The following is a 19,258-nucleotide window of genomic DNA, read 5'->3' as shown; positions in this document are numbered from 1 at the left end:
GTAGGCCTTGATGACGACGTCGATCTCGTCCATCTCGGCGGCCTTGTTCAGGTACTCGTGGATGTTGAGGAACAGGCTGGCGTGGATATTGGGCTGCCAGGTCATGAACCAGTCGGTCGAGAAGGGCAGCTGACCCTTGGAAGGCGATTTGCCGGAGACTTCCTTATAGAGGCGCAGCAGGCGTTCGTAAGACATATCGGTTTCCGACTCCAGGACCTGCAGGCGGGCACCCAGGTTGATCAGGGTCACGGCGCGGTCGATTTGCTTGGCTTCGGTCAACAGGCTCTTGGTACGCATGGTGGTTTCTCCGGCTTGTCTGTAGATAGGGGTGTTCGGTTCGGGCGGGGGGCTGGATCAGGCGGCTTCTTGATGCTTGCCGGCCAGCAGGATCGAGGCATGCAGGCGGGAGGCACCGTCGCTGCCGGCACCCTTGCCGTGGTTGGTCAACAGCGACCAGACCAGGTCATCGTCGACACGCATGCGGCACACCAGGGTGTTGCTCGATGCGACCTTCAGGAGCTGGGCGGGAGACAGGGAGGCCAGGCGGTCGGCGGCGGCTTCTGTCAGGCCCAGGCGAAACAGCGCCTGGTCACGGTCGTTGCGGATCAGGGTCTGAGCCAGCATCAGGTAGGACAGGTTGGTTTCGCGGATTTCCATCAGGATTTGGTCGGCGTTCATGTCTGTGTTCCTTTGTTTGACTCTGTGCGGTTTCGCGTTGTCGATGGAGTCATTGTGCAAAGAGATCCCAAATTCCTTGATAGGTAAGCGGCTGTAAGGCGCGTCGGTTGGCGGCTACACGTCTTGTAGGAATTCATCTGACAAAAAGCCGGAACTGGCTGGGTGTGACGGTTCAGACAAAAGGCTTGTAAACGAGCTGCAATTAGGCTCAAGCTGTCAGAAATTCACTAGGCATCCCTGGGGCGGCACCCTAATCTGGCTTCTCGTTCATGCACGCCCCCATCGGGCGAAGGATCAAGAAGATGCAGTTCACGCGCACCGTGTTGTCCGGGGTGGCCCTGTTGGCCTTGTCAGTCTGGAGTGGCCAGGGCATCGCGGCGGTGGATCCTGCTGGCATCACGGCTCGTGGCCTGGAGATCAACAGCCCGCTCAAGCTGGACGCAAAAAGTCTGATGGGCATGAAGGCCGGCCAGAAGGTGGAAATCAGCTTCCCCTACATCGGCAAGAAAACGGTGGTGTTCGAGACCACGACCAAGGGGCTCGATGGCCTGAATTACTGGCACGGCAGCCTCGATGGCAGTCCGCGGGACCGTGTCTTCCTCAAGCAGGTCAAGGAAGGCTTCGTGGGGGCGGTGCGCTTCAGCGGGCATCAGCTGGCTTTCAGGCAGCAACCGTCGGGTGAACTCAAGGCCGTGCAGGATGTCGGGCCCATTCACGGCCAGGCCTATGCGCTGGGCGCGACCACCGACAAAGGTGTGCGGGATCTGAAGGGCAACTTCGCCGGGCTGGCGCAGGCCGAAGAAGGCGCCGAAATCGCCCTGCCGCTGCCCAATGGGCAGATTGAGGTGGCCATCGTGACCCACCGCGAACTGGATCAGGACGGCTTTGTGCAGATTCAGGGCGTCAGCCGCATGGATGGCGCCGGATCACCCACCGTGGTAACCGTCGGCAAGGATGCCGTCTTTGGCACGGTGATGAGCAATGGCAATGAGTACCAGATCATCACCCGACAGGGCAAGACACAGATCGTGGACCCGGTCACCGCTGGTTGGAACCGTTTGCGAGGGCCTGATCATGTCGATGCCGGGGAGGTGGACGAACCGCAGGCAGCGGCAGGCATCTTGAAAAAGGTGCCGGTCGCGGCGGCACCCGTGATACCTGTGCCGCTGGTAGCCGGCAAGATCGACACCACCATCACCCTGTTCATGACCTACAGCGCATCGTATGTGTCGCAGTGGGGGACAGAGGCCGTGGCGCGCACGCGTTTGTCCAACCTCGTACAGCTGGCCAACTCGGCTTACGCCAACAGTGGAACGGGCATCGCCTTCAAGATCGTGGGCTGGGCCAAGGTGGCGCAGGCCGATACCACGCCGCAGGTGGTGCTACCGGCCATGCGGGCTGATTCAGGGTCATTCAAGGGGGTGGCCGCTCAGAGAAGGGCCACCGGCGGTGCCATGACGGTGTTTTTTGCGCCGTTCAACACGGTTACCAGCAAGACCAATACCTGTGGTCTGGCCTACGTGCCCGGTGGGGGCGCAGGGGGGATGAACCTGTTCAAGGCACAGGTCGGTACGGCCATGTTTGCCGCACTCAACGACGGGCAGGCCAATGGCTACTACTGTGAGATGTTGAGTCTGGCGCACGAATTGGGGCACAACCTGGGTAACAGCCACGACAAGGCCAACTCATCTTTTGCCGGGGTCTTCAACTACAGCTATGGCAAAGGGGTGTCGGGCCAGTTCGGCACGGTGATGTCCTATATTTCGCCGCGCGTGGCCTTGTTCTCGTCGCCCAAGCTGACCTGCACCGCCTCCAAACAGCCTTGCGGCTCCGACACCGAAAACGTGGTGGCCACCATGTTGCAGACCAAGGGGACTGTGGCGGCGCTGGGCAATGCCGGCAAGGCCTCCGCTTCTACCGAGGGTTCCACGGTGGTGGCGGGGTGGCTGCTGAACGCCAATGGCACGCCCTTCACCACGGCTGCCACGGTCAAGGCAACGGACGCGCGCATCACCTGCGGTAGCGGCACGACCGGGCTTTACGTGTGCACGGTGCCCAACTCCATCGGCTCGGTTGCGCTCAGTGTGGCGGCCGCAGGCAAGGTGGCGGCTCCCGCCTTGGGTTCCTTCACAGTAGACCGATCTTCTAACACGCCGGTGAACGGCACACGCTTTTACCTGAGCGCCGCACCGGCTCCTGCCAAGAGCACTGCAAAGAAGTAAGTACTGACTCTCCTGTTTCCCGCCGGGTTGGCAGGCCTGGCGGGATTTTTTTCGTCTATGGCACGACAGTTCATCAATAGCCCCCGCCAATCGTCAGTATTTGATCAATCAATTCGCTATATGGCATGAGCTGGCCTAAGATTCACCCTGTTGTTTCACCAACTCAACCCCTCAACAGGAACAAGCCATGTCTCTGATCAACACGCAAGTCCAGCCATTCAAGACCGAAGCCTTCGTCAACCGCGGCGGCAAGGGCGAGTTCATCACCGTCTCCGACGAAAGCCTGAAGGGCAAGTGGTCTGTCCTGATCTTCATGCCGGCCGCCTTCACCTTCAACTGCCCCACCGAAATCGAAGACGCTGCCAACAGCTACGCCGAATTCCAGAAGGCTGGCGCCGAGGTCTACATCGTCACGACCGACACCCACTTCTCGCACAAGGTGTGGCACGAAACCTCCCCCGCCGTGGGCAAGGCCAAGTTCCCCCTGGTTGGCGACCCCACCCACAAGCTGACCCGCGCTTTTGACGTGCACATCGAAGAAGAAGGCCTGTCGCTGCGCGGCACCTTCATCATCAACCCCGAAGGCGTCATCAAGACGGCCGAAGTGCACAGCAACGAAATCGCCCGCGACGTGTCGGAAACCCTGCGCAAGCTGAAGGCTGCCCAGTTCACCGCCGCCAACCCCAACCAGGTTTGCCCCGCCAAGTGGAAGGAAGGCGCCGCCGCCCTGACCCCTTCGCTGGACCTGGTCGGCAAGATCTAAGACATCACCAAGTCTTGACCTGTGTTGAGGTCTGACCTCATCACTTCGTTGAACATTGTTTCCCTGCGGGCCCACAAAGCCCGCCGGGGTGGATGCTGGTCGCCTTCTGAATCTGGAAGGAGGCCGGTTCTCAAAGTCGCTTAATCGCTCATCAAGAAAAAGGATGCACACCATGCTGGACGACAACCTCAAGGCCCAACTCGGCGCTTATCTGGAACGCGTGCAACAGCCCTTCGAGATCACCGCATCCCTGAGCGACTCTGAGAACTCTCGCGAGATGCTGGACCTGCTGCAGACCATCGCCGGTCTGCGCAGCGACAAGATCACGCTCAAGACCGATGGTCAGGATGCGCGCAAGCCGTCCTTCACTTTGCAGCGCACCGGTAGCGACACGTCACTGCGCTTTGCTGGCCTGCCCCTGGGCCATGAGTTCACCTCGCTGGTGCTGGCCCTGCTGTGGACGGGCGGCCACCCTCCGAAGGAAGAAGCCGAGGTGCTGGACAACATCCGCGCGCTGGATGGCGACTTCAACTTCGAGGTCTACATGTCCCTGAGCTGCCACAACTGCCCGGACGTGGTGCAGGCCTTGTCGCTCATGGCCATCCTCAACCCGAAGATCAAGACCACGATCATCGAAGGTGGCGCCTTCCAGGAAGAGGTGGAAAAGCGCGAGATCATGGCCGTGCCCATGGTCTTCCTCAATGGCCAGATGTTCGCCTCGGGCAAGATGACCGTGGCCGAGATCGTGGCCAAGCTGGACACCAACTCCGACGCCAAGGAAGCCGCCAAGATTGACGCGAAGGCGCCTTATGACGTCCTGATCATCGGTGGTGGCCCTGCGGGTGCAGCCGCCGCTGTGTATGCAGCTCGCAAGGGCATCCGCACCGGTGTGGCGGCCGAACGTTTTGGCGGCCAGGTCAACGACACCTTGGCGATCGAGAACTACATCTCTGTGTTGGAGACCGATGGCCCCAAGCTGGCCGCCGCGCTCGAAGCCCACGGCAAGGCCTATGACGTCGACATCATGAACCTGCAGCGCGCCGAAGCCATCGTGCCGGCCGAGCAGGCGGGTGGCCTGATCCAGGTGAAGATGGCCAACGGTGGCGTGCTCAAGGCCAAGACCGTGATCCTGTCAACCGGTGCGCGCTGGCGCAACGTCAATGTGCCCGGCGAGGCCGAGTACAAGAACAAGGGCGTGGCTTATTGCCCGCACTGTGATGGGCCCTTGTTCAAGGGCAAGCGCACGGCCGTGATCGGTGGGGGCAACTCGGGCGTCGAAGCCGCGATTGACCTGGCTGGCATCGTGGCCCATGTGACCCTGGTCGAGTTTGCCGACCAGCTCAAGGCCGATGCCGTGCTGGTCAACAAGCTCAAGAGCCTGCCCAACGTCTCCATCCACACCAATGCACAGACGACCGAGATCACCGGTGCCGATGGCAAGGTCAACGGGCTGAAGTACAAGGACCGCGCCACGGGCGAAGAGCATGCCGTGCCGCTGGAAGGCGTCTTCGTGCAGATCGGCCTGGTACCCAACACCGAATGGCTCAAGGGCACCGTCGAGCTGAGCAAGTTCGGCGAGATCATCGTGGATGCCAAGGGCCACACCAATGTGCCCGGCGTGTTTGCCGCGGGTGACTGCACCACCGTGCCATACAAGCAGATCGTGATCGCCGCGGGTGAGGGCGCCAAGGCCGCGCTGAGCGCTTTTGATCACCTGATCCGCATGCCTGCGGTGGCCTGAGCCGCTTAACGGTCTGGCTTGAGCACGAAACCCCGATACACCTTGCGGCCATTGACCATCCAGCCGGTGATCTGCCCCTGATCGTTGATGGCCTTGGCCTGAACGAAGGTGAAGCCGGCTGGTGGCGTGGCCAGCGCATTGAGGTCTTGCCGCACGCCATTGGTCCAGACCACGGCACGGCAGCCGTGGATGTCCTGGTCGGTGCGGCAATGGCTGCCTGCCACCTGCCCGCCCGCGTTCACGCCAAAGGCCACGCTGCTGTAGCCAGCCTCGGTGGGCAAGGTCTGTGAGCGCCCTTGATACCAGCTGAAGGCCCGGTTGCCCTGCTTGCTGCCCGGCGCCCAGTAAAAGCCAGCCACATGGCCTGCCGAGCTGAGCGCTTGTGCGTACACATGGTTCTCGGTGCCATCGATCGAGCGCAAGGTTTGGGTAGGGCCACCCAGTGTCCACAGGATCACGCCGGATGCCCCACCTCGGTCATACAGCCCATCCCCCACGGCCATCGTTGCGTTGATGGCTTTGGCTTTGACGGACTGTGCACCCGCCGCGGGCAACACCGTGGCCAGGCCATCGCGCAGCAGGAAGGAGAAGTCGCCAGCATGGCCGTTGCCAGCTTGAGCGCGGCCCAGCACCCACCCTTGATCGTTGATGCCTACCGCTTGCGCCGACAGGTAGGCGGGCAGGCCTTGCAGCTGTGCACTCAGGTCGACGGGCCGGCTGTCGGGGTTCAACCAGAGCACGGGGCGCATCTGAACATCAAACGCCCCTTTGGGTGCATAGCTGCGCCCGACCATCACGCCACGGCTGTTGATGGCTTCAGCCTGGCAGGGCATGTCCCAGTTGGTGGATGGGTCGACCTTGTCGCTCAGGCATGGAAGCAGTGTCGGCGCCTCGCCGGTTGATGACCACCAGGTTGCGCGGGGCTGACGGGGTGCATAGCCGTTCATCAGGCAGTTCATCCATTGGCTGACGGGGCAGTTTTGCCTGACGTAGGCTTCACCCAGGGTCGCGCCCTGTGAATGGATGACCTCCCCATAGCTGTCATGTTCGCTGGCAATGGGGGCCAGCGTCGTCACCGTGTAGCTTGCATGTGCATGCAGGGACATCAACGCCAACAGCATGCCGCCTGGCAGCGCTGCAAACGATGTGGTCCTGAACTTCATGCGTGGGGCTCCTTGAGTGCGGGCTCCACCTTAATGGCTGTGGAATGTTCTGCTCCGTAATCAATCGTAAATGCCGGACCAGAGCGCAACAAAGTGGGCCTCAACAGTGGGTTCGTCCGGCGCCGAAACGCGACATGTAGTCGCCAGGCGACACCCCGAGCTGTTGATGGAAGACGCGCCTCAGGTTGTACTCGCTGCCAAAGCCTGCTTGTTGCACGACGCGTTTGAGCGGCAGCTTGCCAGCTTCCAGCAGTTGACAGGCACGCTCCAGCCTCAGACGTGCGAGCAAGCGGGCCGGGCTCTGGCCCGTCTGTGTCTTCAATTGGCGATGCAGGGTTCGCTCGGACAAGGCAAGGGCGTGCGCCATGTCTGACACGTTGATCTCCTGCTTCAAGCGAGCTTGGAGCCAACTGATCAGTTCATCGACCAGCTCGCTTCCCTGCGAGCCTTGCGCCAGCAGTTCCGCGCTGAACTGACGCTGCCCGCCAGCTCGGCGCAAGGGCAGCACCATGCGCTTGGCCACCCGCAGGGACAGCGCGCGATCGTGGTCGGCCTCGACCAGGCTGAGGCTCAGGTCCATGCCCGCCGTCACCCCTGCCGACGTATGCAGATGGCCGTCGTGAACGTAAATGGCGTCATCCAGCAAGGCCACCTGGGGGAAGCGTTGCTTGAACAGGGGGGCGTCTTGCCAATGCGTCACGGCGCGGCGCCCATCCAGCAGGCCGGCCTCGGCCAGCACGAAAGCACCGGTGCAGATCGAGCAGCAGCGTGCCACATGAGCAGCTGCGAGTTGCAGCCAGCGGATCAGGCGCTTGTTTTGCATGGCGCCTTCCGTGCCCTCTCCGCCGGCGACGAACAAGGTGGCGCCTTTCAGGCTGGCAGGGCGTGGCAGTGGGTCAGTCTGAACGGCCAGCCCGCTGGACGAGCTCACCAGCCCCCCTTCGACCGACACCGTGCATAGGCGATACCTCGGCCCCAGGCCGGCCTTGGTCGCTTCCTGATCCGCCATGGTGAACACCTGCAGAGGTCCGGTGGCATCCAGCAACAGGAAGTCGGGGAAGACGACCATGACGATGTTGATGATGGGGGTGTTCGCTTCACGCATGGCTGTGATCTCTAGTTGGCAGATTTTCAACGCTATTTGTCATTCGTGCCAACCGTGGAATTTTAAAAATATCACGCATGGTTTCATCAACTGATCGCATCCATAGAGAGGACTCACCATGACGCACATCGGCCTGCTGCTTTTCCCCCAACTGACCGTGCTGGATTTGATCGGCCCTTACGAGGTGCTTTGCCGTTTGCCTGATACGCGAGTTGATCTGATCTGGCACACGACCGCACCGGTGGTCACCGAGCACGGCCTGCCATTGATGCCCACCTTGCGATGCGATGACGTGGCGAAGCTGGATGTACTGTGTGTGCCCGGCGGTTACGGTGTCACGCCCTTGCTGACCGACGCACCGACGATTGACTTCATACGCCGTGTTGGCGAGCAGGCCTCGTACGTGACCTCTGTGTGCACGGGGGCCTTGCTGCTGGGGGCCGCGGGGCTGTTGCAAGGGCGTCGTGCTGCCACTCACTGGACATCCATGGACATGCTGGACGCATTTGGCGCCATCGCGACCGATGAGCGCGTGGTGCACGATGGTCAGCTGATCACCGGTGGTGGCGTGACCGCTGGCATCGACTTCGCGCTGTACCTGGCCGCGCAACTGCATGGGCAGGATGTGGCCGAAGCCATTCAGCTGGGGATCGAATACAACCCTGCACCACCTTTTGATGCGGGCCATCCGTCGCGCGCGCGAACGGAATTGGTCACGCAGATCCGACAGCGCGTGAGCGAAGCGCAAGCCAGAAGGCTGGCCCAGATTCAGCGTGCCATCGGGCTGCCCGGTACCCCCCTAGCCTGACCTTGTTCAGCCCCCCAAGGTTTGGGAAGCGCTGCAAGGCGCGTGCTCCTAGAGTCAGGCCAACGGTCGATGTCATCTTGCATCGACCTGTGTGATGCCTCACTCAGGAGAATGGTCATGAACCCCAAAGACACCGCTTCCCCATTGACGATCCAGATCCAGGCCCAGCTGCTGGACGTGGCCAGAAGCACGCAGAAGGTGGAGGCCATGGCCTACGCCTTCAGTTCCGAAGCGCGCTTTCTGGGTAGTGCGCCGCTCAACGACAAGGGCGAAGCCAGGCTGCCTGTGCAAGCCACGGTGCCCGCAGACACCTTGCGTGTGCTCGTGGGGCCCCGCCTGTCAGACAAGGAGCCCGATTTCGCCGAATTGATGCGCCGTGGCGCCATCGAACAGCACCTGAGCTACAACCCGCGCTTGCGCGAGCTCAAGGCTGATTTCGTCATCTACGAGCCCATCTGGTTGTGCTGGTTGCGCAGCGCCGTGTTCGTGCAAGGCCAGTTGCTCAAGAAGGTCACGATTGGCGGTGCGGTGGTGGACTTCCCCGTGTGCAACGCGACGGTCGAGATCTACGAGGTGGACCCGCTCTACATCCTCATCCCCAAGCTGCCCGTGCTGGTGCTCGATCGCCTGCGCGACATCATCGCCAACGCCCGCATCAAGGATCCCATCATCGCGGTGCCGGAGCGTGTGCCTGGCCCCATCCCGGAGCCTGGGCCGGGGCCTTTGCCTTTGTCCGTCACCGGTGCTTCCTTGCGGAGGTTGAACACCACCACCCTGGCCGCACAAAGCCATGCCTTGACGGCAGACAGCGCCGCCACACTGACCAAGCTGAGCGAAGCCACCGAACTGCGTTACCTGGCGCAAGCCGGCAGCGCCTTGCAGTTCCAGCAGGCCCTGATCCAGAACCCCGTGTTGATCAGGCCTTTGCTGTGCTGGCTGTTCCCGCGCTTCGTGACCATGCAGCGCGTGGGCACGGCCATCACCGACAGCTGCGGCCACTTCCGCACCGTGTTCTTCCAGGGCTGCCACAACCACGACACGCCTGATCTGTACTTCAAGGCCACGCAACCCATTTTTGGCCCCTTGAAGTTCACCATCTATGCGCCCACGCCGGTGGCCTGCCACACCTGGTGGGACTACATGTCAGGCACCGAGGTCAAGCTCTATACCCACAGCCCCTTTGCCCATACCTGCGCACCCTGCCCGCCTGTGGTGGGGCCCCAAGGCGTGGGGCGGTGGGTCGCCTTCCTGGCCATCGGTGGCGTGCCCCTGAGCCAGATCTATGGCACCAGCAAGGCCTTGAAGGACAGCACCTCGCCTGCCGTGCTGACCGCCCGGCGTGGCCTGACCGCCGATGGTCGCCCCTGGGGTGGCCTGTTGCGCCCGCGTTTGCTGTTTGCCAATGAGCTGGAGGCGCTGGGCGTGCGCCACTATCAGATCTCATGGCGACGCGGCTTCAGCGGTGCCTTCCATGCCTTGAAGGATGGCATCCAGCATTACTACCGCCACGATGTGAACACGCCCAGTGGCGTCTTCCCGGCCTGGACGCCTTTCACTTTGGGACCCAAGCCCGTGCCGGCGGGTGGCGGCATCGAAGTGCCCGATCTCACGCAGATTCCCTACGCCTCGGTGGCACCGGAAGGCGTGTGGGACACCCCGCCCAGCGCCGGTGAAATCGTCGAGCACCTGAGCAGCGCCAAGTTCCCCACGCACCTGTTCGCACCGGGCCTGAGCTACAACGGCGATGGCTCCGTGGTGTCAGGCACCAGTGATGACAGTGGCCAGTACCAGCTCAAGGTCGATCTGTTCGATGCCCTGGGTCAGCCCATCGACATCCATGCGCAGGGCATCAAGTTCGTGGTGCCCGATGTGCCTGATCTCACCGGCACCATCTACACGACCGATGCCGAGCCACTGGGCCTGGTCGTGGGCAACAGCATGATCATCACCCTGCATGTGGACAACAACCATTGCTACGCGCAGATCCCCGCGCCCTCCATTGGCGCGACCTTCGCCGACGACTGTTGTGGCGTGCTGCAGGCGCAGGACAGCGACGTGGTCAGCCTGCCTTATCAGGCCTGGCACCCGCATGGCTTTGCCAACTACAGCTTCGTGACCGTGCGGGGCGTGCGTACCGTGCTGAACCGCTCGCAGGACCCGCTCAACCCGGGGCAGCCCTTGCCGGTGGACGACCCGGGCACGCCGATGGTCAACGAAGACCCGACGGGCGGATCACCTGCCACGATGTCCGTGCACGATCTGATGACCGTGAACATGCCGGCATCCTGCCTGGTCGATCATCCCGCTGGCTGCCTCGTGGCCGGCTTCAGCGAGAACCTGTATGTGGACTCCACAGCCACCGATGGCTGGAGCAACGAACTGGGCTATGACGCCAGTGCGGTGCGGGCGTTTGTGTTGTCGAAGGTGGTGCTGCCGACGAGCTGAGCCTGCACGGCTGTCTTGATCTTGAACCGACGGCATCTGCAGCACTTGTTCACACTTGCTGCAGATGCTTACCAGTTTAGTGATATTGAGATCACTAAACTGCCTGATCGCTTTCAGGACCCGTCATATGGACCAGCAAAACAAGATCTCTCGTCGGCAAACCCTGGGTTGGCTGGCCTTGTCCACCACGGCACCGAGCTGGATGCTGGGCGGATGCGGCGGCGCTGGCTATATGCATGGCGATCCGGTGACGATCGATGGTGCCTTCGGTACATCAGACGTCACGCAGACCTTTCTGGGCGGTTCAACCGGCATGATCGAGGCGTGCCAGTCGGGCGCCAACATCAGCAACGGCAACGGTTGGTATTTCAACGAGCTGGGCCACCCCACCAAGGTGATGTCCGATCCCAAACGGGGCAAGGTGCTGTTCACACCTGAAGACAGCACCCACTACAACGCAACCCGCCATTTCGATCCAGGCTTTCCGATTGCGGAGCAGCGCTACTTCTACAAGGCCCATTGGGTTCGCAGCGTGCTGCTGCTGGACGGCCAGCCCTACACCAAGAGCTTTCAATGGAAGCATGAGCGCGTGAACTGGCGCAACACCATCGTCGATGGTGACTGCGAAATCAAGGTGCATGACTATCCCAACGGTGGTGGTGGCCTCATGACCTTTGTGAATCGCTCAGCCACTGACAAAAGCGTCTATTGGGGTGGGCAGGTCATCAAGGCCAACAGTGACTGGGCTTTGTTGGAGATGATGGTCTATACGGGCACGCAGGGAGCCAATGACGGCAAGGTCGTGACCCGTGCGCACGTGAACGGCAAGACCTACATCAATCAGAACAAGCAAGTCGAGAGGGTCTATGCCGACCCCACTATGCGCTTGAGGCACTTCATCGAGCAGAACTACTTTGGCAACTTTGGGCAGGTGGAGGACGGCGTGAACAACCCTCTGCCCAAGCCGGAAGTGCGCGAACTGTGGTCGGACGACAGCCGGGTCATCGTGGGCAATGATGCTCGCGCGGGCTGGCAACGCGTGGAGCTGCGTGACGCCGTGTCATTACAGGACGCCAAGGTGCGCGAGCTGCAATCCTGGAACATCTGGGACGGCCACATCACGCTGACACTCAACACAGGAGGCCTGCAACCTGGCGTGCACGACCTCTTCCTGGTCGTGATCGATGGCGTGGACGCCCAGGGCTGGGATGTGGTCAGGCAATCGATGCCGATTCGGGTGGTGGTGCCCGGTACGGTGCCCACACCATCGAGTTGACAAAAGGGCTTTGGCCTTGCGTCTCAACCCTTTTGGGCGGCCTCGATCGCGGCGATGTCGATCTTGCTCATCTGCATCATGGCTTCGAAGACACGCTTGGCCACGGCACGATCGGGGTTGGCCATGGCGGTGGTGAGCACGCGAGGCGTGATCTGCCACGACAGCCCCCACTTGTCCTTGCACCACCCGCATTCACTGGCCTGACCGCCGTTGTCGATGATGGCATGCCACAGGCGATCGGTCTCTTCCTGGGTGTCCGTGGCCACCTGGAAAGAGAAGGCCTCGCTGTGCTTGAACGCCGGGCCACCATTCAGGCCAAGGCAAGGAATACCCATCACGGTGAACTCGACGGTCAGCACATCACCTTGCTTGCCGGACGGGTAGTCGGCCGGGGCCCGAAGGATGGCACCCACGGTGCTGTCAGGGAAGGTTCTGGCGTAGAACTGCGCGGCCTCTTCGGCGGTGCCGTCGAACCAGAGGCAGATGGTGTTTTTGCTTGGCATTGTTGTTCTCGTGGCTCGGTGGGCTGGATCGTTAACGTGTGTTGCCCCAAGCGAGTGGGCGGCCCGTGGCTGGGTCCAGACCCTTGGCTTTGGCCATCTCAGCGATGCGTGCTTCGCTGGGTAGGGGTGGTGGCACGTTGGCTTTGTGCTCTTCCAGCCACTTGAGCTTGCCATCCCATGGTGGAAGCTTGGCAGGAGGCAGGGGAACGATTTCATCGATCTCCGGGACCTTTGGATTTAAGTAGTCGTAGTCGAAGAGTGTCTTGCCGATAGCTTCGTAACGGCGGGCTCGATCAAGGTCCTTTTGTTGACCTAAGTAGTAGAGTTCGTCGTTCGCTGGAGGCCCTTCGAAACCATGTTGCAAGAAGGAAGCGGCTGAATAGTGTCCTGCTTTGACGCTAAGTTGAAGTGCGACCAAGCTCTTTTCGTACTGCTTGTCTGTTTTTAGATCGACGCCGAGTTCCAATCCAGCTGTCCCATGCCCCTGTTCTGTGGCGCAAAGCAACATTGCTTTGGCAACGTCAGGTGCCGCATCAACGGGTAATAGTTTTCTGCCCACGAGATACTGCCCATCAGGGCTTCCGAGATCAGCGGACTTGCGGAAATATTTCAAGGCCAGATCGTGGTCCTGAACCACGCCATAACCTCTTTCAAGATACTGGCCCATGTCGTAGTACCCGCCTGGGACGCCTCGGTTGATGAGGTCTTCTGTTAGATTGATCGCCTCAGCAATGGGCGTTAAGCTTTTGGCTTCTCCGTTGGCGATCAATTCGCGGAGTTCAAGGTTGGCTTTGTCATGACCAGAAGCCGTTGAAATCCGAATAAGTCGTTCGATGATGGGAAACACGCTCGGGTCACGTTTTGTTAAATTACTTTTTCTCAACCAGCGAGCGTATTTATATAGTTGATCGGCTTCTGGGTCTCTGGCCGGTATTCTGTCTAACTCGTGTGAGCAAGTGAAGGCTAACTTGGCCTTGATTTCAGGTAGATCAGGCACTGCAAAATCCTTGGGGCGTTTGTTGGTTGAGTCGCTGCAGCCAGTAAGTGCGAGGACTAGGGTGATTGCAAACAGGCTATATCGCATTGCTTCAGTCTTTGTTTGCACGATCATCACTAAGACGTACGAATGCGACCACTTGCGCAATCGGTTTGCGGCGTTTGTTTTTTTGCGCCGCATTTTGAGTCAGGATGTCCCCCCAAGTTTTGTAAGCGATCGACATGCCGTTTAGACCCATTGACTCATTTCCGCATCTCCCGTGGGTATGACTCTCCCATAGTGCTTTCCGTGTCGCAACTGTAATCTCTGGTCTATGGTGAGCAATATTGAGTTCGCTGTCGGTCTGCATGCTGCGCGTGTTGATGTTGGCACTTCCGAGAGTCATGAAGGCATCATCAATCAACATTAGTTTCGCATGGATGTATACCTCTACCCAAGGCTCACCTGCGAGCGTGTCTGGTGCAACCAATGTGCAGACGTGGCATTTCAGTCCCGGAATATTTTTAGGTTGAATTGTTGCCCCGCCTGTATCTTCTTCCCACCGGCTGTCTTCTGGCTGTTCGTCAGATTTTTTCAGCGCCTTCCTTTGCGTGTTGTATTCTGATTTTAAAGCGGCGTTTTGTGCTTCCAGTTCCGCTAGCTTCATACGGGCAGGTTCAAGCTGTACGTTGATTGACTGGTAGCGCTTGGTAAGAGCGTCAGGGGTGTTGGGTAGTCCCTGATAAAGACGCGCTTCGCTATCTAGGGCACTTTTTTCGCGCTCCAACCGGCCAACTTCCTTGCGCGCACTATCCAGTTGGGGTTCCAGCGTGTCCAGATTTTGTTTTCTGGCGACTTGGGGCATTGTGTCAGCTCTGCCCAGTGCATCCATCATGCGGTAAGTGTTTGTAGCACCAGGCCCTACGCCCTCATCCTTGGAGTTGGTAATGACAAATAGGTACAAGGAGCCATGGGTTTCTGGTTTGCGCCCTCCAGCTCCCTGTCCTTGTGCTGCGGCCTTGATTTTCTCTGCCAAGGGTGGCCAACGGAAATATTGGTTCTCAATATGGATATATTGAGTTGCATTGTTGACGGCCTGCAGGTAGCACTTCTTGATGTCCTCTTTCCCGTATTGAGGTTGAGTGCGCAGCAGTTGCCCTTTGATATACCGTAGTGCGTCCGTTTCCCGGTATGGGTAGGAGGCGAAGTTTGCACTCTTTAGCTTTTCCCCTTTAGCCTCTTTCCATGCAACGGCGAAGTTGTTGAAAAGATCTCCAATCAGAGGCCCCGTGATCTGGCTCGAAAAATCGTGGCGAGGAACTTTGCCGTTGGCGTGCTTGTTTGGTTCAGAGTCAGGTGTGCCTGTGCGTAAGAACGATCGAGGGAATGAACTGTGCTCTGACGTGTCCCAATAGGCGTCGAGCATGTTGTGCCCCATGACGAAGCCGGTTGCAAGATCCTTGTCTTCGTAGTCAATGAGCACCATTTTCTGATGATGGGTAGGGGCTGAAGCCAGTGCAGCTTTGGTCGTCCACGACAGCCCAGTGTCGTCATAACCCTTGGAACGAATGAGTACTCTGTCCGCGCCGGAAAAGCCTCGCCCGTAAAAATGTAGATTCTGCGATTTCTTGTTGCCAAACAAAGCACGAAGATCTTTTGCAACCTCATCAGACCATTCTTGCTCTTCGTCGTATTCGTTGTACCACCAGCGGTCGTATTTGTATTGCTTCCGTGTGCTGGTTTCCGGCATGTCCTTGATACCTGAATCCCAACGTCCAGGTGTGTTGGACTCACTAAAACCTGTGACGTTGAGGAGGCCAGGCTTCAGTGCCCAACTCAGAATTCGGACCTGAACGCCTTTTGCTGCTTTTTGCTCCAGCAGTTCTCCGATTGAGGGCGATGCGCCGTCGCGAATGAAATACATGGAGGGCTGAAAGCCCCAGCAGATGATGCAGACAGACTTTTGGGCGTTCGCAATGGCATTGTGTACGGCACCGAAGGCTTCTTGCCCGTTGATCAAAAGCTTGAAACTGCCGTCATGAGGCTGATATTCCGAGTCCTTGACAAACCAGGGCGACGTGGCGGTTACAGCCATCTGGCTACGCAGAACAGGTGTCTTGATAGTGACGGTAGGAGGCATGATGGATCTTCTTATCAGGCAAGGCCATTGACACCGCGCGCATAGCCATCGCGTACGGCAGATGCTGGAACTCGGGTTGCGCCGGTATCGCCAGGAGGCGTGCCTGCTTCATGTTTGATAAAGCCCTGAGCAGCCAGTTCGCCCTGCTCAGGGTTTGAGTACTCATCAATCACTGGTAGTTCGTACCTAATCCCGTTCGCCATTTCCACGACATATTTGCGAGTGATTGGTGAGTGTTGGATGTCAATGCCACCACTGCCATCCAACACGCCGTTCGCAATCTGGGCACCATCCGCAAATACCTTGTAAGGCATGCCCTGCCAACCGCTTTGCATGCCCATAGGCGCGTTATCAAAGTTCACGCGCAGAGGTACCTTGTAGGCGAATTCACTTGTCGGGAAGGCGGGGTGATCTGAGTTCATCTTCTGGCCGGCTTGCATGGACTTCTGCCCAGCTTGGACGGTGATCTTGCCGGGGCATTGGGCAGTGAAGCTGCCTTCGTCCATCGTGATGCTGGCACCACCAGATACGGCCAGCACAATGCGCTTGGCTGCCACGATGTTGACCACCCCACTGGCCGTCTTCAACTCCAGCGTCTGTTTGGCCGCAATCTGCGCAGGCCCAGCCTGAGCCTGCATATCAATCGGCCCTTGTGCGGCGATCACGGTCAGGCCTTTGCCTGCGGCTTCCGAGCCCGGCTGAATGGCACCCGCCAACAAGCCAATGGCCTGTCCGGTGTGGATGCGCGCCTGGCCGCCCACGGCGAAGTGGGTGTCCTGCCCGCTGGCGATCTGGGTGATGTCTTGTGCGCTCAGGTGCAGGTCCTGGCCTGCCGTCAGGCCAATGCCGGCTTTGCCCACCAGGGCGATGTTGGGGTCGGCCATGTGGGGCACCTTGCTCTGGCCGGTGCCGGTGGCTTTGTCTGCCGCGTCGGCTTGGGCGTTGGGCAGGCTGCTGGTGCTGACCATGCCGCTCAGGCTTCTGGTGAGCGCTGCAGCAGGCGCGGCCTTGTCATCAAGGGTGCTCTTGTTGCCACCCAGGCTGCCCGCCGCCGTGGCCAAGCCAACCGTCTGGTGGGTGCCGGCGGCCTGGTGGAAGGTGCTGGCCAGTTGCTGTGCCTGTTTGGCCAGGGCCATGCCGGGGGCGTTGTCACCAGCTGGTGTGCTGGTCTGGCCCAGCCCATTGCCCAGGCCAAAAGTGCTGAGCATCACGCCGCGTGCGGCACGCAGGCCACCCCAGGCGTCGGTGCGCAGCTCGAAGCCCTGGCCCCGGAAAGATCCGCGGTGGTTGTCGGCCTGGTGTAGCAGATGGCCCATTTGCAGCCAGGTCTGGCTCTGGGTGCTGTGCAGTTGGGTGCGCAACTGGCCGGGCGTGTCGTCGAACACGAGCTGGTTGTAGCCGCTGCCGCCGAATTCCTTGCTCTTGACGCCGCTGAGTGCGGCTGCGTTGTTCTGGCCCGAACTGCCTTCGGTGGCGGCGTTGGGTGCCGCGCCGTGCCAGGCCGGGCTGTTGCCACCTGAGCCTGCGCCCACCAGGTTCATCTGGCTGCTGGGGCGGTGGTCGGTGGATTCGGCCAGGGCGGTGGTGTCGGCCTCGGCGGCCTGGCCACCAGGTGTGCGGGGCACGCCGGATTCGCCGCGGCCGTTGTAGAGCGCCGCCATCACGAAGGGGCGGTCGATGTCGTTGCCCAGGAAGCCAACCAGTACTTCCTGCCCGATGCGGGGGATGAACTGGTGGCCCATGCCGGGGCCGGCCAGGCGCTGCATGACGCGCAGCCAGCAGCTGTGGTCGATGTTGGCGCGCTGGGAGGCAAAGGCGTTGGCCTGCCAGTGGAACTTGACTTTCACGCGGCCGAGCTGGTCGGTGTAGAGCTCGTCGGCCCCGCTGGCGTTGACGCTGCCATCCGGACCCACCACGATGGCTGTTTGCGGGCCCAGTGCGGTGGGCCTTGGGCGCGGGCGCAGGCCGGTGTCGTCCATCAGCACGGCACGCCAGGGCACGTTGCGGCGCAAGGCCTGGAACTGGCAGGCAAAGCCGCTTTGGCCGGCCTGGGCGTGCAGGGCAGCGTGGTCAACAGGGATGTGGTCGCGGCCACCGGCGGCGTCTTCCAGGGCGGGCAGATCGGCCTCACCCAGCGTTTTGGCGATGCGGTCGCTCAGGTCCTTGGGCAGGTTGTTGATGCCGACCACGTCGCAGCGGGTGACGAAGAATTGTTTGTCCTCATCGCCCAGGCCGAAGGCTGAAAGCGGATCCAGCGTGGATTGGGTGACCGCAAACCAGGTGCCGGCGCGCAGGGTGCGCACGGTGCCACGGCCCAGCCAGGTCTTGTAGCGGGCTTCGTGGGCTTCTTGCAGGCGGGTTGCGGCGAACTGGGCTTCGGCGTTGTTGCCAAAGACGAAGTCACCGGTGGGGTCGTAGCTGGTGAGCCAGCTTTGCAGGCTGGTGGCTTCGCTGCCGCCCCAGTCGTGGGCGGTGGGGGCATCGGCCGTGATGGCGGCGTTGGCTTTGTAATCCCAACCTTGCACGGCGGTGGCGGTGGGGCCGAGCTGGCGCCCGCTACACAGGGCCTGGATGCTGTCTTGCGCTTCCTGGCTGCTGCTGCGGTGGTAGCGGATGCCGGCGCCACCCAGGCTGCTGGCGCTGATGGCGTCTTGCGGCTGCCGGGCGCTGTTGGTGAAGAAGACGAGGGTGTGGCCGCCCGGTGCGGTTTCGTCTTCCTCCACGCGCCAGCAGATGCCTTCTTCGGCCAGCAGGCGTTGAACGAAGGCCAGATCGGTTTCGCGGTATTGCACGCAGTAGGCGCGGCGGCCGGCGTTGCGGGCGAACAGGCCCTCAGCCACATAACGCTCGACGTCATCGTCCCATTTCCAGGCGGCGATGGTGTCGTGGTCGGCGAAGACGTCTTCCACGATCTCGATGACGGACTTGTCCTGCCAGACGCGGCTGTTGAGCGTGTGGCCCAGCAGCGCGATCCAGGGTTGCACCAGCAGGCCTTTGCGGGCAAAGCCGCCGTCGGCTTCGAGCGAGCGGGCTTCGGTGACGTAGCCGCTGCGCCGGGCGCGGCTGCCGTCGGCCAGGGTGGTCTGCAGGGTGATGGCGCGCGCGTAGAGCTGCTTGAGCTCGACGTGGCTGTTGAGCACCAGGGCGTTGATGTAGAGCGAAAACGGCTCGGACACCGCCTCGTGCAACGCAAAGCTTTCAACCATCAGGTCAGCCGGCAGGCTGCGCTCGCTGCCGGGGGCGCTCAGGGTGTAGAGGCGGGTTTCGCTGCCCCATTGGCCGAGGATGGCCGCCAGTGCGCCATCGAGCAGGCCGCCGAATGCGTCGTGCATGGCATCGTGCGCAGCCGATTGGAGGCGCGAGCCCACGGCGGAGCGAGCGCTATCGAGCCCGCCTTGCAAAAAGGAAGAATCCAGCCCCATGTGTCGGGCTCCCTGC

The 19,258-nt window shown here is 60.9% G+C and carries 14 protein-coding genes; 6 read left to right on the top strand and 8 right to left on the bottom strand.

Features of this window, described 5'->3' with window-relative positions:
* Window positions 1–297, bottom strand: a 297-nt coding sequence (locus HY836_RS07880) for a FlhC family transcriptional regulator (protein ID WP_290675220.1), incomplete at its 3' end; no start/stop codon positions are given.
* Between the two features lie 57 nt (window positions 298–354).
* On the bottom strand, window positions 355–678 hold the full coding sequence (flhD, locus tag HY836_RS07875) for a flagellar transcriptional regulator FlhD (RefSeq protein ID WP_290639205.1): 324 nt from the start codon (window positions 676–678) through the stop codon (window positions 355–357).
* A 302-nt stretch (window positions 679–980) separates the two neighbouring features.
* On the opposite strand from flhD, the gene HY836_RS07870 reads away from it, so the two are divergent.
* The 3 genes from HY836_RS07870 (at window position 981) to ahpF (ending at window position 5,404) form a co-directional block, all read left to right on the top strand.
* The gene (locus tag HY836_RS07870; protein WP_290675218.1) at window positions 981–2,900 is read left to right on the top strand and encodes a reprolysin-like metallopeptidase; all 1,920 of its coding nucleotides are present in this window, start codon (window positions 981–983) and stop codon (window positions 2,898–2,900) included.
* 187 nt (window positions 2,901–3,087) lie between these two features.
* On the top strand, window positions 3,088–3,663 hold the full coding sequence (ahpC, locus tag HY836_RS07865) for an alkyl hydroperoxide reductase subunit C (RefSeq protein ID WP_290675216.1): 576 nt from the start codon (window positions 3,088–3,090) through the stop codon (window positions 3,661–3,663).
* A 172-nt stretch (window positions 3,664–3,835) separates the two neighbouring features.
* The gene (ahpF, locus tag HY836_RS07860) at window positions 3,836–5,404 is read left to right on the top strand and encodes an alkyl hydroperoxide reductase subunit F (protein WP_290675214.1); all 1,569 of its coding nucleotides are present in this window, start codon (window positions 3,836–3,838) and stop codon (window positions 5,402–5,404) included.
* A 5-nt stretch (window positions 5,405–5,409) separates the two neighbouring features.
* Here the strand turns inward: ahpF and HY836_RS07855 are convergent, their stop codons facing one another.
* Complete coding sequence (locus HY836_RS07855; protein WP_290675212.1) at window positions 5,410–6,567, bottom strand: hypothetical protein; 1,158 nt, start codon at window positions 6,565–6,567, stop codon at window positions 5,410–5,412.
* 100 nt (window positions 6,568–6,667) lie between these two features.
* A complete protein-coding gene (locus tag HY836_RS07850) occupies window positions 6,668–7,672 on the bottom strand; it encodes a GlxA family transcriptional regulator (protein WP_290675210.1) in 1,005 nt (334 codons plus the stop codon).
* Window positions 7,673–7,790: 118 nt separating this feature from the next.
* Here HY836_RS07850 and HY836_RS07845 point away from each other — a divergent pair, with 118 nt between their 5' ends.
* The 3 genes from HY836_RS07845 to HY836_RS07835 all read left to right on the top strand — a co-directional run bounded on the left by HY836_RS07845 (window position 7,791) and on the right by HY836_RS07835 (window position 12,201).
* Window positions 7,791–8,480, top strand: a complete 690-nt coding sequence (locus HY836_RS07845; protein ID WP_290675208.1) for a DJ-1/PfpI family protein — start codon at window positions 7,791–7,793, stop codon at window positions 8,478–8,480.
* 117 nt (window positions 8,481–8,597) lie between these two features.
* Window positions 8,598–10,925, top strand: a complete 2,328-nt coding sequence (locus HY836_RS07840) for a hypothetical protein (RefSeq protein ID WP_290675206.1) — start codon at window positions 8,598–8,600, stop codon at window positions 10,923–10,925.
* A gap of 127 nt (window positions 10,926–11,052) precedes the next feature.
* Window positions 11,053–12,201, top strand: coding sequence for a hypothetical protein (locus tag HY836_RS07835; RefSeq protein ID WP_290675204.1), 1,149 nt, complete (start codon window positions 11,053–11,055; stop codon window positions 12,199–12,201).
* Between the two features lie 23 nt (window positions 12,202–12,224).
* Here the strand turns inward: HY836_RS07835 and HY836_RS07830 are convergent, their stop codons facing one another.
* From HY836_RS07830 to HY836_RS07815, 4 genes are read right to left on the bottom strand one after another with little or no spacing between them, the layout of a single operon-like run.
* The gene (locus tag HY836_RS07830) at window positions 12,225–12,704 is read right to left on the bottom strand and encodes a VOC family protein (protein WP_290675203.1); all 480 of its coding nucleotides are present in this window, start codon (window positions 12,702–12,704) and stop codon (window positions 12,225–12,227) included.
* Window positions 12,705–12,735: 31 nt separating this feature from the next.
* Window positions 12,736–13,815, bottom strand: coding sequence for a sel1 repeat family protein (locus tag HY836_RS07825; RefSeq protein ID WP_290675202.1), 1,080 nt, complete (start codon window positions 13,813–13,815; stop codon window positions 12,736–12,738).
* A complete protein-coding gene (locus tag HY836_RS07820; RefSeq protein WP_290675201.1) occupies window positions 13,793–15,820 on the bottom strand; it encodes a phospholipase D-like domain-containing protein in 2,028 nt (675 codons plus the stop codon). Before HY836_RS07820 ends, HY836_RS07825 begins: the two co-directional genes overlap by 23 nt.
* A 14-nt stretch (window positions 15,821–15,834) precedes the next feature.
* A complete protein-coding gene (locus HY836_RS07815; RefSeq protein ID WP_290675199.1) occupies window positions 15,835–19,242 on the bottom strand; it encodes a type VI secretion system Vgr family protein in 3,408 nt (1,135 codons plus the stop codon).
* Between the last annotated feature and the right edge of the window lie 16 nt (window positions 19,243–19,258).

It is taken from the genome of Aquabacterium sp., assembly GCF_016234775.1.
In the GTDB taxonomy this organism is placed as follows: Bacteria; Pseudomonadota; Gammaproteobacteria; order Burkholderiales; family Burkholderiaceae_C; genus Aquabacterium.
The sequence above is the reverse complement of the archived record's forward strand: the minus strand, read 5'-3'. Positions and strand labels throughout refer to the sequence as shown.

Bases quoted from the DNA above. Each gene is read 5' to 3' on its own strand.
- flhD (WP_290639205.1), bottom strand. From the start codon at position 678: ATGAACGCCGACCAAATCCTGATGGAAATCCGCGAAACCAACCTGTCC.
- HY836_RS07870 (WP_290675218.1), top strand. From the start codon at position 981: ATGCAGTTCACGCGCACCGTGTTGTCCGGGGTGGCCCTGTTGGCCTTG.
- ahpC (WP_290675216.1), top strand. From the start codon at position 3,088: ATGTCTCTGATCAACACGCAAGTCCAGCCATTCAAGACCGAAGCCTTC.
- ahpF (WP_290675214.1), top strand. From the start codon at position 3,836: ATGCTGGACGACAACCTCAAGGCCCAACTCGGCGCTTATCTGGAACGC.
- HY836_RS07855 (WP_290675212.1), bottom strand. From the start codon at position 6,567: ATGAAGTTCAGGACCACATCGTTTGCAGCGCTGCCAGGCGGCATGCTG.
- HY836_RS07850 (WP_290675210.1), bottom strand. From the start codon at position 7,672: ATGCGTGAAGCGAACACCCCCATCATCAACATCGTCATGGTCGTCTTC.
- HY836_RS07845 (WP_290675208.1), top strand. From the start codon at position 7,791: ATGACGCACATCGGCCTGCTGCTTTTCCCCCAACTGACCGTGCTGGAT.
- HY836_RS07840 (WP_290675206.1), top strand. From the start codon at position 8,598: ATGAACCCCAAAGACACCGCTTCCCCATTGACGATCCAGATCCAGGCC.
- HY836_RS07835 (WP_290675204.1), top strand. From the start codon at position 11,053: ATGGACCAGCAAAACAAGATCTCTCGTCGGCAAACCCTGGGTTGGCTG.
- HY836_RS07830 (WP_290675203.1), bottom strand. From the start codon at position 12,704: ATGCCAAGCAAAAACACCATCTGCCTCTGGTTCGACGGCACCGCCGAA.
- HY836_RS07825 (WP_290675202.1), bottom strand. From the start codon at position 13,815: ATGATCGTGCAAACAAAGACTGAAGCAATGCGATATAGCCTGTTTGCA.
- HY836_RS07820 (WP_290675201.1), bottom strand. From the start codon at position 15,820: ATGCCTCCTACCGTCACTATCAAGACACCTGTTCTGCGTAGCCAGATG.
- HY836_RS07815 (WP_290675199.1), bottom strand. From the start codon at position 19,242: ATGGGGCTGGATTCTTCCTTTTTGCAAGGCGGGCTCGATAGCGCTCGC.